A 15,866-nucleotide genomic window follows, 5' to 3' on the forward strand; every position below is an offset into this window, starting at 1 on the left:
GGCAAGCCGATCCTCGACCTGCGCTACCGCTACGAACACGTCGACCAGGACAACGCGCTGAACAACGCCAACGCCCAGACCCTGCGCACCCGCGTCGGCTTCCAGAGCGGCAAGTGGTACGGCCTCTCCGCCCTGGTCGAGGCGGACAACGTCAGCCGCATCGGCGACGCCAGCTACAACAGCACGCGCAACGGCCAGAGCGATTTTTCCGTAGTCGCCGACCCGGACGGCAGCGAAATCAACCAGGCCCTGCTGCGCTATGACCATGCGCTGGGCAACGCGGTCGTCGGTCGCCAGCGCATCAACCTGGACAACCAGCGCTTCGTCGGCGGCGTGGCCTGGCGGCAGAACGAGCAGACCTACGACGGCGTGCTCGGCCAGCTGAAGCCGCTGGACGGCCTGACCCTGACCTACGCCTACATCGACAACATCAACAGCATCTTCGGCCCCGGCGACAATCGTTTCGACACCGCGGGCAACCCGGCCAATATCGAAGGCCACAGCCACCTGTTGAACGCCCAGTACCTGGTCATGCCCGAGCTGACCGCCACCGCCTACCAGTACCGCCTGGGCCTGGACAACCTGGCCGGCGGCGGCCAGTCGAGCAAGACCACAGGCCTTCGCCTCAATGGCGCCGTAGCCGGAGTCAGCTACGCCCTGGAATACGCCCGGCAGAGCGACCATGCCGACAACCCGCAGGATCTGGACAGTGAATACTACCTGGCCGAACTCGGTTACACGCTCAAGGGCGTGACCCTCAAGGGCGGCTACGAAGTCCTCGGCGGCGACGCAGGACCGGGCAACCGCGCCTTCCAGACCCCGCTGGCGACCAAACACGCCTTCCAGGGCTGGGCCGACATCTTCCTGCTGACCCCGGCCAACGGCATCCAGGACGCCTACGTCGGTGGCAGCACCGCGCTGTTCGGCGGCAACCTGGCGGCCTGGTACCACGACTTCCGCGCCGAGAAAGGCAGCAGCCACTATGGCTCGGAGATCGATGTCTCCTACGCCCATGCGATTCCGGGCGTGAAGGGTCTGGTCGGCCTGGTCAAGTACGCCGGCTACGATGCCGACGACTTCGCCGTGGACACCGACAAGCTCTGGGTGCAACTGCAATATAGCTACTGACGACCCCGCCCCTCACAGCGGGGCCTTTCCTGCTGCGCCCGCGACGGTCTCCGACGCGGGCCTCAAGGAGGCTTTCCCATGCTCAAATCCATTATTGCCGGCCTGCTGTTCGGTCTTGCCCTGCTCAGCCCGCCGAGTTGGGCGACCATCAACGCCGCCGAGGCGATGAACCTGTCCGGCATGCAACGCATGCTTAGCCAGCGCATCGCCAAGAGCTACCTGATGATCGGCGCCGAGATTCGTCCGGATCTGGCCGAACAGCAGCTCGACCAGAGCATCGCCACATTCGAGAGCAACTACCTGGCCCTCGGCGAATACGCCCCCACCGCACAGATTCGCACCGCCCTGACCGAGGTCGGGCAAACCTGGCAACGCTACCGCGAACAGGCACTGGCACGCCCGGACAAGCAACAGGCGCCGGTCATCCTGGAACTCAGCGACCGACTGCTGGAGCAGAGCGAGCAGGTGGTGCAACTGCTCGAACGCCACAGCGGCGGGCAAAGCGCACGCCTGGTCAACCGCAGCGGCCGCCAGCGCATGCTCAGCCAGCGCATCGCCAAGCTCTACCTGGCCATGAGCTGGCGCCTGCCGATCGCCGGCCTGGAACAGTCGTTCAATCAGGCAGTGGAGGAATTCGACCAGGCCCTGCAGGAACTGCAGCAGGCTCGGCAGAACACTCCGGCCATCGCCAAGGGCCTGCAACAGGCCGAAGCCCAGTGGCGCTTCACCCGCGTCGGTTTCAATCTCTCCGCCGACTCGCGCTTCGTACCCACGGTGATCGCCACCACCAGCGAAACCCTGCTGTGGCAGATGCATGAGCTGACCAACCAGTACGAGGGGGTGATGCTGGCAGGCTCCTGAGGCGTACCCGCTCAACCCGCTAGGGTGCGCCATGCGCACCCCCTTCGACCAACGGAGCCTACCCATTGGTGCGCGCGGCGCACCCTACAGTGGCGCCCGGCTCTGACGTTTTACCGCCAATTGGCGGCCGCAGTAGGCGAGACTCTAACCCTCGCTACGCACCCGCTGCACGGCATCCAGCCAACCGTGGTAAAGCTTGCTGCGGTGCTCCGCGCTCATCCGCGGATCGAAGCGCTGCTGGCGCTGCCAATGCCCGGCAATCTCGTCGAGGTCGCGATAGACGCCCGCCTTGAGCCCGGCCAGGTAGGCCACGCCGAGGGCGGTGGTTTCGGTGACCTCGGGGCGTTCGACCGACACCCCGAGAATGTCGGCGAGAAACTGCATGACCCAGTTGTTCTCCACCATGCCGCCATCCACCCGCAGCGCGCTGGGTTCGGCGGCGCCGTCCTGACGCATGGCCTCGAGCAGGTCGCGGGTCTGGTAGCAGACCGACTGCAGGCCGGCGGTGACGATCTCCTTGATCCCGGTGTCGCGGGTCAGGCCGAAGATCGCGCCGCGCGCCTTCGGGTCCCAGTAAGGCGCGCCCAGGCCGGTGAAGGCCGGCACCAGGTAGACCCCGCAGGCATCGCCGGTCTGTTCGGCCAGGGCCTCGCTGTCGCGCGCATGGCTGATCAGCTTGATGCCGTCGCGCAGCCACTGCACCGCGGCCCCGGCGACGAAGATGCTGCCCTCCACCGCATAGGTGACCTTGCCGTCCAAGCGGTAACCGACGGTGGTGAGCAGGCGATTTTTCGAGGCCACCGGGGTGGCGCCGGTGTTCTGGATCATGAAGCAGCCGGTGCCGTAGGTGCTCTTGACCATGCCCGGCTGGAAACAGGCCTGACCGATCAGCGCGGCCTGCTGATCGCCGGCCATGCCCAGCACCGGAATCGGCGCGCCGAGCAGTTCGGCCTCGAGGGTGCCGAAGTCGGCGGCGCAGTCCAGCACTTCGGGCAGCAGGCTGGGCGGAATGTCCAGCAATTCGAGCATCTGGGCGTCCCACTGCTGGGTGTGGATGTTGAACAGCATGGTGCGCGAGGCATTGGTCGCGTCGGTCTTGTGCGACTTGCCACCGGTCAGGCGCCACAGCAGAAAGCTGTCCACGGTGCCGAAACGCAGTTCGCCACGCTCGGCCCGCGCCCGCGCGCCGGCCACGTTATCGAGGATCCAGCGCAATTTGGTGCCGGAGAAATAGGGGTCGATCAGCAGGCCGGTATTGGCCGCCACCGTCGCCTCGTGGCCGGCGGCCTTGAGCCCGGCACAGTAGTCGGCGGTCCGCCGGTCCTGCCAGACGATGGCCGGATGAATCGGGATGCCGGTCGCGGCGTCCCACACCAGGGTGGTCTCGCGCTGGTTGGTGATGCCGATGGCGGCGATCTGGCTGGCCGCCAGGCCACCCTGCTCGAGCGCCGCGCGGCAGACCGCGAGGGTGCTCTGCCAGATTTCCTCGCCGTCGTGCTCGACCCAGCCGTCCTGCGGGAAGTACTGTTTGAACTCCTGCTGCGCCCGCGCCAACGGTTGGCCCTGGGCAGAGAAGACGATGGCGCGGCTGCTGGTGGTGCCTTGGTCGATCGCGAGCAGGTAGTCGGACATGCGGATTTCCTTTGTTGTTATGCGGATGGATCAAGCAACGCCATAGCGGGCCGGGCCGCGCGGCTCATTGCCGGCCGATGGCGGCGAAACCGGCCTGAGTCAGTTGCGCCAGCACCTCAGCCGCCAACTCCACCTCCAGTCCGCGCCGCCCGGCGCTGACGAAGATACTCGGGTACTGCTGCGCCGATACGTCGATAAAGGTGCGCAGTCGCTTCTTCTGTCCCAGCGGGCTGATGCCACCGAGCAGATAGCCGGTGGTGCGTTGCGCCGCAGCGGGATCGGCCATCTCGGCCTTCTTCGCCCCTGCGGCCTGGGCCAGGGCCTTCAGGTCGAGGCTGCCCGCCACCGGCACCACGGCCACCAGCAATTCGCCTTTTTCGCTGGCCGCGAGCAGGGTCTTGAACACCCGGGCCGGCTCGAGGTCGAGTTTTTCCGCCGCCTCCAGGCCATAGGAAGCGGCCTTGGGATCATGGCTGTAGCTGTGCACCCGATGCGCAGCCTTATGCTTTTTCAGTAAATCGATAGCGGGAGTCATGTTCGTTTGTGAAAATACCCTAGCCAAGTCCACGTACCTTAGCCGAAAAAACTGCCAGGAGCAGTTTTTAACGTCGCGCCGCGACGGCCCGCAGGATGGCCGCCATGGATGGCAGGCCATAAAATTTCTTCAGCGACAGCCTATACTGCCGCACAACACAAGGATCGCCCCCATGACCCTGGCGCCGCGCCAACATGACATCCTCGCCCTCGCCCGCGGACGCGGCTACGTGAGTATCGACGAACTGGCCCAGGCCTTTGCCGTCACTCCGCAGACCATCCGCCGCGACATCAACCAGCTGGCCGAGCAGGGCCTGCTGCGGCGCACCCATGGCGGCGCGGCGAGCGATGCCTCGAGCACCCAGAACACCGCCTATGCCATGCGCGCCGGGCAGATGCGCGAGGAGAAGCAGCGCATCGCCGAAGCCATCGCCGCGCACATTCCCGACCACGCCTCGCTGTTCATCAGCATCGGCACCACCACCGAAGCGATTGCCCGCGAACTGCTCAAGCGCAAGGGCCTGAAGATCATCACCAACAACCTGCACGTCGCCGCCCAGCTCAGCGCCAAGGCCGATTTCGAGGTACTGGTGGCCGGCGGTACGGTGCGTAGCGACGGCGGTATCGTCGGCCAGTCGACGGTGGATTTCATCCAGCAGTTCAAGGTCGACTTCGCCCTGGTCGGCATCAGCGGCATCGACGAGGATGGCAGCCTGCTCGACTTCGACTACCAGGAAGTGCGGGTGTCCCAGGCGATCATCGACAACGCGCGGCAAGTCTTTCTCGCCGCCGACTCGAGCAAATTCGGGCGTAATGCCGTGGTGCGCCTGGGCTCGATCACCCTGGTCGACCGCGTGTTCACCGACGCGCCGCCCTCGGCCGCGATCAGCCGCCTGCTGGCCGAGCACGAGGTGCAGCTGGATCTGGTCTGAGAGCTTGTGAAAAAACTCTTGCCTACGAACGCCTCTGCAAACGCCTCTGCGAACGCCTCCAAACACCGCAGCGAACGCCTGGAGGCGCCCTCGCTGCGGTGCTCGATATTTCCACAACCTCTGAGCTTGTAAACACCGCTCGCCGACTGCGACCGGTGGCTTCACAAGCGGCAAGCGGCAAACCACCCCGAGAACAGCCAACAACCACTCGGCAGCAAAATCGCGCGGCGGGCTGGCGAAGCCGGACATATTCGACTAGCATATTTTCGAAATCGAACATAACCAAGTTCACTTTCGACTTTATGGTGCCACCATGCCTCCTCGCCCCAAGCACATTGCCCCTTTCGCCGAAGTCTACGATCTGGCGGTCGTCGGTGGCGGCATCAATGGCGTCGGCATCGCCGCCGATGCGGCCGGTCGCGGCCTGTCGGTATTCCTTTGCGAAAAGGACGACCTGGCCGAACACACCTCCTCGGCCAGCAGCAAGCTGATCCACGGCGGCCTGCGCTACCTGGAACACTACGAGTTCCGCCTGGTGCGCGAAGCCCTGGCCGAACGCGAGGTGCTGCTGGCCAAGGCGCCGCATATCGTCAAGCCGCTGCGCTTCATCCTGCCGCACCGCCCGCACCTGCGCCCGGCCTGGATGATCCGTGCCGGCCTGTTCCTCTACGACCACCTCGGCAAGCGCGAGAAACTGCCCGCCTCGCGCAGCCTGCGCTTCGGCGCGGGCAGCCCGCTGAAGGCGGAGATCAGCCACGGCTTCGAATACTCCGACTGCTGGGTCGACGACGCCCGTCTGGTGGTGCTCAACGCCATGGCCGCCCGCGAACAGGGTGCCCATGTGCACACCCGTACCCGCTGCATCAGTGCACGGCGCAGCAAGGGCTTGTGGCATATGCACATGGAGCGCGTCGATGGCAGCCTGTTCTCGATCCGCGCGCGCGCCCTGGTCAATGCCGCCGGCCCCTGGGTGGCGCGCTTTATCCGCGACGACCTCAAGCTGGCCTCGCCCTATGGCATCCGCCTGATCCAGGGCAGCCACATCATCGTGCCGAAGCTGTTCGACGGCGAGCATGCCTATATCCTGCAGAACGAAGACCGTCGTATCGTCTTCGCCATCCCCTACCTGGAACGCTTCACCCTGATCGGCACCACCGACCGCGAATACACCGGCGACCCGGCCAAGGTGGCGATCAGCGAGGAAGAGATCGCCTACCTGCTGAGCGTGGTCAACGCCCACTTCAAGCAGCAACTGGCGCGCACGGACATCCTGCACACCTACGCCGGCGTGCGCCCGCTGTGCGACGACGAGTCCGACCAGCCCTCCGCCGTCACCCGCGACTACACCCTGGCCCTGTCCTGCCAGCCGGGCGAGGCGCCGCTGCTCTCGGTGTTCGGCGGCAAGCTGACCACCTACCGCAAGCTGGCGGAAGCGGCGCTGGCGCACTTGGCGCCGCACTTCCCGCAGATGAAACCGCGCTGGACCGCCAGCGCCCTGCTCCCCGGCGCGGAAAACCTGGAAAGCCAAAGCGCCATGGTCGAAGCCCTGTGTGCCCGCTTCGGCTGGCTGCCGACCGCCCTCGCCCGGCGCTGGGCCAGTTGCTATGGCAGCCGCAGCTGGGTCCTGCTCGAGGGCGTGCAAGAGCAGAGCGACCTCGGCGAACACCTGGGCGGCGGCCTCTATGCGCGCGAAGTGGATTACCTGTGCCAGTACGAATGGGCCATGCAAAGCGCCGATATCCTCTGGCGGCGGACCAAGCTGGGCTTGTTCATGACGCCCTCGCAGCAGGCGCGGCTGGCCCGCTACTTGCGCGTGCATTCGCCTAACAGCCCGGAAGGCGCCCACGTGGCCTGACTAGCCCTTGCTATCCCTTCGCCCCGCCAATCGCCCGAGACGCGGGGCTTTTTTTTTGCTGCCGATGGCTGGCCAGGGTAAACCGTGCAGCAGTGATCGGCGATGCACTGCCTGCGGCCAGTGATACACCCTACGGATCGCGGATTGCTCGAGACCGTAGGGCGGCTTCGGAGCGCAGCGACAACCCGCCAGCTTTTGTGTCGCGCCGAGCAACCATTGGTGCACTGCCTGCGGCGAGTGACACCCTACGGATCGCGGATTGCTTGGGGTCATTGACCGAAACGTAGGGCGTTTGCAGGCTAGCTCGGTAGGCGGGTGTTTTTTCACAGCCTCTTAACGCTACAGCTGCGCCCAGTGCCCATCCTGACGATGCGCCTGGAGATGCGGCAGCACCGCCGCCAGCAGCGGTTCCTTGAACGCCTCCTGGAAACGATGGGCCAGACCGGGGATCAGCTTCAGTGCGCTGCCCTGGATATGCGCGGCCACATGCACGCCGTGCATCGCCGGCAGCAACGGGTCGGCGGTGCCGTGCACCACCAGGGTCGGCACCTGCAGGCGATTGAGCAACTCGACCCGGCTCGACTCGGCGAGTATCGCCAGCAGCTGGCGTTGCACGCCCCCGGGGTTGAAGGCGCGTTCGTAGGCGATCTCGGCCTGCTGCAGGAGCGCCTGGCGATCGTCGCTGACCAACGGACTGCCGAGGGCGGCGAGCAGATCGGCCTGCTGCTCGAGCGCCAGCGCGCGGCTCGACGCCTCGCGCGCGGCGAGTAATTCCAGCAACGCCGGGCTGGGTGCCGGCAGGCCCTGGGCGCCGGAGCTGGTCATGATCAGGGTCAGGCTCTGCACCCGGGCCGGGGCCAGATCGGCCAGGTGCTGGGCGATCATCCCGCCCATGCTGGCGCCGAGCACATGGAAGCGGCGCACGCCCAGGGCATCCATCAGGCCCAGGGCATCGCCGGCCATGTCGCGCAACTGGTAAGGCGCCGAGACCCTCAGGCCGAGACGATAGCGCAACGCCTCGTAGGCGAGGTTGGCCGGTGGCGGCGTCCGCACCCAGCGGCTCAGGCCGACATCGCGGTTGTCGAAGCGGATCACCCGGAAACCCTGCCCGCACAGACGCGCGACCACCTCGTCCGGCCAGTGGATCAACTGCCCGCCCAGGCCCATGACCATCAGCAGCACCGGATCGCTGACGCGACCGATGCTCTGGTAGGCCAATTGCACCTCGTTCAGCTCGACCTTGAAGGTCGGCGCCAGCACATCGCAGCGCTCGCTGCCAAACACAGGCAAGCCGCAAAGGAGCACGGCAAGAAGAAATAACGCACGCATGAAAACACCAGAACGCAGAACCCCATTGAGACGCGAGTTTGCTGACATTTACTCGAGCGCGCTGCCACACAACCGTGACAATTTGATGAATCTTGCCGAGCGGTGGCTAACCGGCCAAGCTCAATGCGGCAGGCCGAAAACCGCTTTCGGCCTGCCAGTCAGGTTGCCTGACGCATAGCCATCAGGTTTGTGGCAGAGCGTCGGCGCAGGGTAGCGGTGCCCGCTTCTGCACGGAGTGATACAGCAGGCTGGACACCATAAAACCTATCACCGCCAATATGCTCATCAAGGAGAAGACATAGGTGTAGCCCTGCTGACCCGGGAAGTGATCGAGGATCGAGCCATAGATGACATAGGCAAACATGCCGGGTGCATAACCGATCAGGCAGCCGATACCGAAGGCCGAGCCGGTGATATGCGGGGCAATCCCTACCTCACTCATGGGCGCCCAGAACACGCCACGCATGGTGAAGACGATCAAGGCGAAGGAGAGCGTGGCGGCCATGCCGGCGTAGATGAAACTGTTGCCCTTGGGGATCAGCATGATAAGCGCCATGGCCGGCAGCAGCGCCAGGAATGCCCACTTCAGGTAACGACTCGAACTCTTCAGGCGCTTGTCCGCCATGTAGCCGCCGGCCGGCCCACCCAGCACCTTGAGGAAGTACTGATTGATGATCCCGTATGCACCGACCAGCGCCACCGGCAACTCGTACATGTCCTTCAGGAAGGGGATGAAATAGGTCAGGCCGCAGTAGACGATGTAGACCATGAACACGTTGAAGCTGACCAGCCAGACGCCCGGCACGCGCACGGCTTCGAGCAGCCCGGAGAGGCTGGAACGCTGAGTCGCGGCCGGCCGCTGCGCGCTGTCACTGAGGAGGAACCAGGTGAGGATACCGGCGAAAATATCGACCAGTGCATAGAACAGGATGGCCGATTTCAGGCCCGTCTCACCCGAACCCATGGCGACAAACACCCCCAGGGCAGAGAAAGCCACCAGGGTGTCGACTACCCCGCGCCCGCCTTCGAGCAAGCCGAACATGCGCCCCTGCTCCTGATCATCGCCCAGGTTGCGAATGGCCTTGAGCAAGGAGGGCCAGAAGATGCAATCGGCGCAGATCGCCAACAGGCTGAACACGATCAGCAGCTTGTCGAAACCGGGAAAGGTCGCCAGGTACAGCCCCAAACTACCGGTACCAATCAACCCCAGGGGAATCAGCTTACGGGTATCGAAACGGTCGGCGAGCATGCCACCGACTACGAACAGGGCGGTAGCGACAATGGCGTTGGCGCTCAAGAGCGTACCGATTTCGGTGTGGCTCAGCCCCATAAACTCCTGCATGGGCACATAGAAGGCGTCCTTGAGGCTCGCCAGCTTATAGATAGTCCCGCCACCGAGGACCAGAACCAGGAATCGGAGCCATTTGGCTTTGGCTTCTGCTGTCATTGTTGTTCTCCACAGAATGATTGTATGTATGCCGAGCACTGCGCGATTCAGGCGCAGGCAAGCGGCGTGTCTGCCAGGGTCAGTTCGCACAGCACCCTGAGTTCGCCGAGCAGACCGCGCACGTAGCGAACTTGGTTGTTCGCCCAACGCCGTTCATCGGCGGCCATCCGCTGCGCCGTGTAGCCGGGCGGCAGGGCCGTTTCGCTCATCTCGCGGTAGGCGATGAAGGGGTCTGGCGCCTCGCCCGACTGGCGGAAGGCTGGGGCGATGTAGTGATTTTCCTGCTCGAGGATGAAGGCGATGACCTGCGGTGCCTGCTCACCCAGCATCAGCAGTTCGTAGAGCATCCGCGGGCTGGGCAGATCGTCCTCGGCGCTGCCCTGCAATACACCGTAATGGCCGAAACCGTTCTGTTCGGGCACGATGCGCACCCCCTTCAGGTGCACCTGACGGATGTGCGGGGCCAGGGTCTGCAGGGCCGCGAGGGGCTGCTCGCAGGCGTTGATCATGTTGCCGAAGTCGAACAGGGCATGCAGGCGCGGATGCTTCAGGCGTTCGAGCAGTTGGCCGATCTCGCCACTCTTGAGCTCCTCGTGCTGCTCGAAATCGAAGAACAGATCGTGCTGATCCGCCAGTTTGGCCAGGTAATGCAGGTCGGTTTCGATCAGATCCATCACCCGTGAGAGATGCCCCTCGTAGCGCGAATAGACGCGGATATTGCGTACACCCAGGGTTCTGGCGATGGCCACCACCTGATCCACGTCCTCCTTGCGCGTGCTGCTGATCTCCAGGTGCAGATCGAGGCCCAACCGTTCGGCCTTGGCGGAAAATGCCAGGAGCTGCTCCCGGTTCATCCTGCCCAGGCTGTTTTCCTCGCCGTCGAGCAGGTGCAGGCTCACGCCCTGGAGCTCATGGGCGTAGGCGAAATCGAGTAGGTCGGACGGTTTGAGGCAACCCTGGGTGAGATTGCTCAAGAGCGGATAGGCATGGGCGAACAGACGCAGCTGGTTCAGTCGCTCGAGCAGTTTGCCGGCCACTGCCGGGGTGAGTAACGGGGGTGGACTGTCGCCGCTGGCCTTGTGGCTCAGCAGGGCGTTGAAGCGTGCTTGGATAGCGTTCATTCGAGTCATTCCTAGGGTAGGCACCGGGCTGGCCGGTGGTGCCTTTATCGCGCGGGAATGAAACGCTCCATATAGCCACTATCGCCTATTTGTTATGACCACTTTCTGCTGCGGGCAACGACTCCACGCAAAACCAATGGCGCCAGTGTCAAACCCGGTGCCCCATAGCCCTCAGGGCTTGAGCCAGGGCCGCGACCTTGTCTTCGGCCTGATCCTCGGGCGTACCGGCAAACCCGATCAGCAGCCCGGGCGGCAGGTAACGCTGGATGCAATAGTCGCTCAAGGCGTAGGTATAGATCTGCTGGCTGGCCAGCCCGCTGGCGACGGCGGCGTCATCCAGTTCGGGCGCCAGCCAGCCGATCACGTGCATCCCGGCGTCCACCGGTTTGACCTCGATAAACCCGCCCAAGCGTTGCTGCAGCTTCTCCAGCAGGCAGTCCTGGCGGGCCTGGTAGAGGGTGCGCATACGCCGGATGTGACCGAGAAAATAGCCTTCACGCATGAAGTCGGCGGTGACCGCTTGCAACAGCGTGGCGGGACTGCGATCCATCACCGCACGCATGGCGCAGAACGGCTCGACCAGCGCCTCTGGAAGAATCACGTAACCCAGGCGCAACGAAGGGAACAGCACCTTGCTGAAGGTGCCGACGTGAATCACCCGCGCCCGCTGATCCATGGCATAGAGCGCCGGCTGCGCACGCCCCTGATAGCGGTACTCGCTGTCGCAATCGTCCTCGATGACCCAGCCCGACTCGCGCCCGGCCCACTCGATCAGTTCGAGTCGCCGCGCATAGCTCATGGTGGTACCGAGCGGGTGCTGGCGCGCGGGGGTGGTGAAAGCCAGGCGGGCCTTTGGGCACTCGCGCAGCCCTTGTTGCACGTCCATGCCCTCCTCGTCGATACGCAGGGGTACGACCCGACAGCCCTGGGCCTGGAAGGTGATGCGCGCAGCGATATGCCCCGGATCCTCCATCCACACGCTGTCTTGCGGGTCGAGCAAGAGCATGCTCAACAGGTTGAAGGCCTGCTGGGCGCCCGACACTATCACCACCTGTTGCGCACTGCAGTCAATGCCGCGCGCGTCATACACGTAGCCGGCAATCGCCTCGCGCAGCGCCTGCTGGCCCATCAATTCGCCATAGCTGAGCATGGCCTTGGTCGGCTGGCGCAGGTGGCGACTCAGCAGGCGCTTCCATAGCGCCAATGGAAAAGCGTCGTAGGCGACGTGGCTGGGCAGGAACGAGGTCGGACATTCCGGGTTCCAGGCCGTGTAGTTGATCCCGCTGAAATGGTCGCTGCGCATGGACAGCAGCGACTGACTGAGACTGGACAGGCGCGGCGCCTTGCGTGGCTCGTCGGCAGCCGCGGCACGGCCTTCCCACTCGGCGCAGACATAGGTGCCGGCACCGGTGCGCGATTCCAGGAAGCCTTCCGCGGTCAGCTGGTCGAAGGCATTGAGTATGGTAATCCGCGATAAACCCAACTCCGCGCACAAGGTGCGCGTCGACGGCAGACGCATGCCCCCATGCAGACGACCAGCGAGAATCTGCTGGCGTATCTGCAGATACAACTGGCGATACAGCGGCACCGAGCCCGTGCGATTCAGCTCGACACTCGCCAGCAGCATGCCACCGGGGGACTTCATTGGTTGCCGGCCTCTCATGGGCAATTGGCCTGTACGGCCGTATCTAGCGGTGCTCACCGCCAAGGCTCACCTGAATGGCTGATCCATCAAGGTGGCCACAGGCGCTATGCAAGCCGCACAGGTTAGCCAAATGAAGCCCCTGGGGATTGCGCTATGAACCTCCTCCCCCACCGCTGGCGCGCGACCCTGTTCGCGTCTCCACCGCGGTGAGGGACTGACTCCGGTTAGACCCGGACATCCCGCGCCGGCGCTTTCGTGCGCTGCCGGGTTTGCCAATTCTCGGCCAGACCGACCTCCACATCCGCGGCCGGCAGCATGCCGCGCCCGCGCAGCAGATCGGACGCCCGCTCGGCGAGCATGATGGTCGGCGCGTTGAGGTTGCCGTTCGGCTCGGTGGGGAACACCGAGGAGTCGATCACCCGCAACCCCTCGAGGCCGCGCACGCGCAGCTCGGAGTCGACCACCGCCAGTTCGTCCTCGCCCATGCGGCAGGTGCCGCAGGGGTGGTAGGTGCTCTCCAGGTTCTCGCGGACGAAGGCGTCAATCTCCGCGTCGCTCTGCACGGATGGCCCCGGCGCGATCTCGCCGTCGCGGAAGGCGTCCATCGCCGGCTGGCCGATGATCTCGCGGGTCAGGCGCACGCAGCGGCGAAAGCCCGCGCGGTCTTCCTCGCGCTCCAGGTAGTTGAACTGGATGCGCGGATGCTCGTAGGGGTCGGCCGAACGTAGCCGCACATGGCCGCGACTCTTGGGTTTGTTCGGCCCGGTGAGCACCATGAAGCCGTGGCCCTTGATCGGCTTCTTGCCGTCGTAACGCATTGCCGCGGGGAGGAAGTGGAACTGGATGTCCGGCCAGCGCAGCCCCTCCTCGGAGCGGATGAAGCCGCCGGCCTCGAAGTGGTTGGTGGCGCCCAGACCGTCCTTGAACAGCAGCCAGCGCAGGCCGATCAGCAGCTTGCTCAGCGGGTCCATCTTGCTGTTGAGGGTCAGCGGTTGCTTGCAGCCGAACTGGATGTACACCTCCGCGTGATCCTGCAGGTTCTCGCCGACCCCGGGCAGCTCGTGCTGCAGCGCCACCCCGGCCTGCTCCAGTACCGCCGCCGGGCCGATGCCGGAGCGCTGCAGCAGGTGCGGCGAGCCGATCGGCCCGCCTGCCAGGAGGATCTCGCGGTCGCAGAAGACCTGCTGGCTACGCCCGCCGTGGTCGTACTCGATGCCCACCGCGCGTTTGCCGTCGAGGATGATCCGCCGGGTCATGGCCTGGGTCACCACGGTCAGGTTCGGCCGGCCCATGGCCGGGCGCAGGTAGGCATTGGCGGTGGAGCAGCGCACCCCGTCCTTGATGGTCATGTGCATGGCGCCGAAGCCTTCCTGCATATAGCCGTTGCAGTCGGCGGTCTTGATGTAGCCGGCCTCGGCGCCGGCCTCCACCCAGGCGCCGTACAAGGGGTTGCGCATATGGTTACCGTTGTTGGTGTGCAACGGCCCGCTATCGCCGCGGTAGGCGTCGCCGCCGGCCTCGTAATGCTCGGCGCGGCGGAAGTACGGCAGGCAGTTGCGATAACCCCAGCCGCGCGCGCCGAGCTCTTCCCACTCGTCGAAGTCGTAGGCGTGGCCGCGGATATACACCAGGCCATTGATCGACGAGGAGCCGCCGAGCACCTTGCCGCGCGGGCAGTGGATGCGCCGCCCATCCAGGTAGGGCTCCGGCTCGGTCTCGTAACGCCAGTTGTACTTCTTGGTGTTCATCGGGATGGAGAAGGCGCTGGGCATCTGGATCAGCACGCTGCGGTCGCTGCCGCCGAATTCCAGGACCAGCACCGAGGTGGCGGAGTCCTCGCTCAGGCGGTTGGCCAGCACGCAGCCGGCCGAACCGGCACCGATGATGATGTAGTCGTATCGCTTAGTCATTGCTCAAGCCCTGTGCATTGATATTCAGGGAAGTGGGCTTGGCACTGCCGCGCGGCGCGTAGGCGCCCCAACCCAGTCGAGTGGCGAATACACGGGTCAGCAGGTAGTGGGCGAGACCGGCGATCACACAGCCCGGCAGCGAAGCGGAGATGAAGGTGAACAGCGTGGTGTGGTCCAGCGTCTGCGGATTCCACAGCGCCACATAGACAACGAAGCCAACTACCAGTGCCAGCAGTGCGATCGGATTGAAGCCTTTCCAGTAGTGGTACGGCGATTGCTGCTCAGGCGCGTACAGATGGCGCAGGTTCATCCGTTGCTTACGCAGGAAGAAGTACTCGGCGATGCCGATCCCGGCGAGCGCGCTATTCAGCGCCGAAGTCCACACCAGGAAGATGAAGAAACCGTCGTAGATGCCGGGGGCGACCATGACGATGATCAGCGGTATCAAACAGAACAACGCCACCAGCAGTTCCCACTTCACCGCCTGCAACTGTTTACCGACGACCTGGCGCAGGCCGACGATCGAGGTGTAGAGAATGTTGATCATGCTGGTGACGTTGGCGAAGGCGACGAAACCGAGGGCGATGACACCGAATACCAGGCCGCCGATATGGGTCATCCAGATGGTTGGATCACTGTCGCCCAACGCGGCGGCCGCCGTCATGCCGACCACCTCGCCCAACACCGCGGCGCCGAAGATGCCGATGAGGTTCGGCCAAAACGCAGTGCGCTGGTTCTTGGTCAGGCGCGCCAAGTTGCCAACGTAGGGCCACCAGGAGAAGCCCGCTGCCATGTTGATCTCCACCGCGATCATGAAGTTGACCCGCTTGTCGGCAAAGGGCGCGTCCAGGGCCGGCAGGGCCAGCAGTTCGGCGAAGCTACGCTCGCTGAGGATCAGGTAGAGCATCGCGCCCATGATCAGCACCAGCGCGGGCGCGACCAGGGTGTTGAACCACTTGATCGAGGTGGGCCCCCTGGCGACCACGAAACCGGTCAGGAGGATGGCGAAGAGGCTCGCGACCATCACCAGCGTCCCAGTCGGCTGCGCTTCATGCTCGTTCAGCAAGCCGGTCAGGCCGTCGATCGAGCGACCGAACATCAGCCCCAACACCGCCAGCCAGCCCATGGTCAGGCCTACCACCGCCAGCAAATAGACCAGGCGGCTGCCGTTGCTGCCAAACATGCTGCGCAGGAAGGTGAACTGCTCAGTGCCGTATTTGCCGCAGGGTACGCAGGTGGAGAAGCTCGCCAGCACTACGCCGATGATGTTACCGATGACGATGGCGGCGATGCCTTCGGTGACGCCGACGAACAGCGCAGTGGCGCCGCCGATGAGGAAGGCCCAGGTGGCGATGGCCAGGGCCGAGTTGGCGTAAGTGAACTCCCAGAAGCCCCACATGCGCTCGTTGGGCAGCAAGGGGGCATCACCGCGTTCAGCCTCTTGGCTGAGATCAACCTTGTTAGGCATGGTC

Annotated in this window: 12 protein-coding genes; 4 read left to right on the forward strand and 8 right to left on the reverse strand. The window is 64.7% G+C overall.

Going from position 1 to position 15,866, the window contains the following annotated elements; genetic code table 11:
• On the forward strand, nt 1–1,128 hold a 1,128-nt coding region (locus ABZE94_RS07130; RefSeq protein ID WP_372874843.1), incomplete at its 5' end, for an alginate export family protein.
• A gap of 78 nt (nt 1,129–1,206) precedes the next feature.
• Nucleotides 1,207–1,989 carry a type IV pili methyl-accepting chemotaxis transducer N-terminal domain-containing protein gene (locus ABZE94_RS07135; protein ID WP_372874844.1) on the forward strand — a complete coding sequence of 261 codons (783 nt, stop codon included), beginning with the start codon at nt 1,207–1,209 and terminating at the stop codon, nt 1,987–1,989.
• Between the two features lie 144 nt (nt 1,990–2,133).
• Here the strand turns inward: ABZE94_RS07135 and glpK are convergent, their stop codons facing one another.
• Both glpK and ybaK read right to left on the reverse strand, forming a co-directional pair.
• Nucleotides 2,134–3,621: a glycerol kinase GlpK gene (gene glpK, locus ABZE94_RS07140; protein ID WP_372874845.1), complete on the reverse strand. Its 1,488-nt coding sequence runs from the start codon at nt 3,619–3,621 to the stop codon at nt 2,134–2,136.
• A 64-nt stretch (nt 3,622–3,685) separates the two neighbouring features.
• Nucleotides 3,686–4,156: a Cys-tRNA(Pro) deacylase gene (gene ybaK, locus ABZE94_RS07145; RefSeq protein WP_372874846.1), complete on the reverse strand. Its 471-nt coding sequence runs from the start codon at nt 4,154–4,156 to the stop codon at nt 3,686–3,688.
• Between the two features lie 172 nt (nt 4,157–4,328).
• Between ybaK and ABZE94_RS07150 the strand changes: the two genes are divergently transcribed.
• Together ABZE94_RS07150 and glpD are read left to right on the forward strand one after the other, a co-directional pair.
• On the forward strand, nt 4,329–5,087 hold the full coding sequence (locus ABZE94_RS07150; protein WP_372874847.1) for a DeoR/GlpR family DNA-binding transcription regulator: 759 nt from the start codon (nt 4,329–4,331) through the stop codon (nt 5,085–5,087).
• 313 nt (nt 5,088–5,400) lie between these two features.
• Entirely contained in the window at nt 5,401–6,942 is a 1,542-nt protein-coding gene (gene glpD / locus ABZE94_RS07155; protein WP_372874848.1) for a glycerol-3-phosphate dehydrogenase, read from the forward strand.
• A gap of 339 nt (nt 6,943–7,281) precedes the next feature.
• On the opposite strand, the gene ABZE94_RS07160 is transcribed toward glpD, so the two are convergent.
• The 6 genes from ABZE94_RS07160 to ABZE94_RS07185 form a co-directional block, all read right to left on the reverse strand.
• Nucleotides 7,282–8,271: an alpha/beta fold hydrolase gene (locus ABZE94_RS07160; RefSeq protein WP_372874849.1), complete on the reverse strand. Its 990-nt coding sequence runs from the start codon at nt 8,269–8,271 to the stop codon at nt 7,282–7,284.
• A 181-nt stretch (nt 8,272–8,452) separates the two neighbouring features.
• Nucleotides 8,453–9,718 (reverse strand): nitrate/nitrite transporter, encoded by a 1,266-nt coding sequence (locus ABZE94_RS07165; RefSeq protein ID WP_372874850.1) that lies wholly within the window; start codon nt 9,716–9,718, stop codon nt 8,453–8,455.
• 47 nt (nt 9,719–9,765) lie between these two features.
• A complete protein-coding gene (locus ABZE94_RS07170; RefSeq protein ID WP_372874851.1) occupies nt 9,766–10,839 on the reverse strand; it encodes a sugar phosphate isomerase/epimerase family protein in 1,074 nt (357 codons plus the stop codon).
• A gap of 148 nt (nt 10,840–10,987) precedes the next feature.
• A complete protein-coding gene (locus ABZE94_RS07175) occupies nt 10,988–12,484 on the reverse strand; it encodes a PLP-dependent aminotransferase family protein (protein ID WP_372874852.1) in 1,497 nt (498 codons plus the stop codon).
• A gap of 224 nt (nt 12,485–12,708) precedes the next feature.
• On the reverse strand, nt 12,709–14,394 hold the full coding sequence (gene betA / locus ABZE94_RS07180) for a choline dehydrogenase (RefSeq protein ID WP_372874853.1): 1,686 nt from the start codon (nt 14,392–14,394) through the stop codon (nt 12,709–12,711).
• Nucleotides 14,387–15,862 (reverse strand): cytosine permease, encoded by a 1,476-nt coding sequence (locus tag ABZE94_RS07185; RefSeq protein ID WP_372874854.1) that lies wholly within the window; start codon nt 15,860–15,862, stop codon nt 14,387–14,389. Before ABZE94_RS07185 ends, betA begins: the two co-directional genes overlap by 8 nt.
• Between the last annotated feature and the right edge of the window lie 4 nt (nt 15,863–15,866).

The organism is Pseudomonas sp., assembly GCF_041601375.1.
Lineage (GTDB): Bacteria > Pseudomonadota > Gammaproteobacteria > Pseudomonadales > Pseudomonadaceae > Aquipseudomonas.

Excerpts from the sequence above, each read along its gene's own strand:
- ABZE94_RS07135 (WP_372874844.1), top strand. The coding sequence starts at position 1,207 with ATGCTCAAATCCATTATTGCCGGCCTGCTGTTCGGTCTTGCCCTGCTC.
- glpK (WP_372874845.1), bottom strand. The coding sequence starts at position 3,621 with ATGTCCGACTACCTGCTCGCGATCGACCAAGGCACCACCAGCAGCCGC.
- ybaK (WP_372874846.1), bottom strand. The coding sequence starts at position 4,156 with ATGACTCCCGCTATCGATTTACTGAAAAAGCATAAGGCTGCGCATCGG.
- ABZE94_RS07150 (WP_372874847.1), top strand. The coding sequence starts at position 4,329 with ATGACCCTGGCGCCGCGCCAACATGACATCCTCGCCCTCGCCCGCGGA.
- glpD (WP_372874848.1), top strand. The coding sequence starts at position 5,401 with ATGCCTCCTCGCCCCAAGCACATTGCCCCTTTCGCCGAAGTCTACGAT.
- ABZE94_RS07160 (WP_372874849.1), bottom strand. The coding sequence starts at position 8,271 with ATGCGTGCGTTATTTCTTCTTGCCGTGCTCCTTTGCGGCTTGCCTGTG.
- ABZE94_RS07165 (WP_372874850.1), bottom strand. The coding sequence starts at position 9,718 with ATGACAGCAGAAGCCAAAGCCAAATGGCTCCGATTCCTGGTTCTGGTC.
- ABZE94_RS07170 (WP_372874851.1), bottom strand. The coding sequence starts at position 10,839 with ATGAACGCTATCCAAGCACGCTTCAACGCCCTGCTGAGCCACAAGGCC.
- ABZE94_RS07175 (WP_372874852.1), bottom strand. The coding sequence starts at position 12,484 with ATGAAGTCCCCCGGTGGCATGCTGCTGGCGAGTGTCGAGCTGAATCGC.
- betA (WP_372874853.1), bottom strand. The coding sequence starts at position 14,394 with ATGACTAAGCGATACGACTACATCATCATCGGTGCCGGTTCGGCCGGC.
- ABZE94_RS07185 (WP_372874854.1), bottom strand. The coding sequence starts at position 15,862 with ATGCCTAACAAGGTTGATCTCAGCCAAGAGGCTGAACGCGGTGATGCC.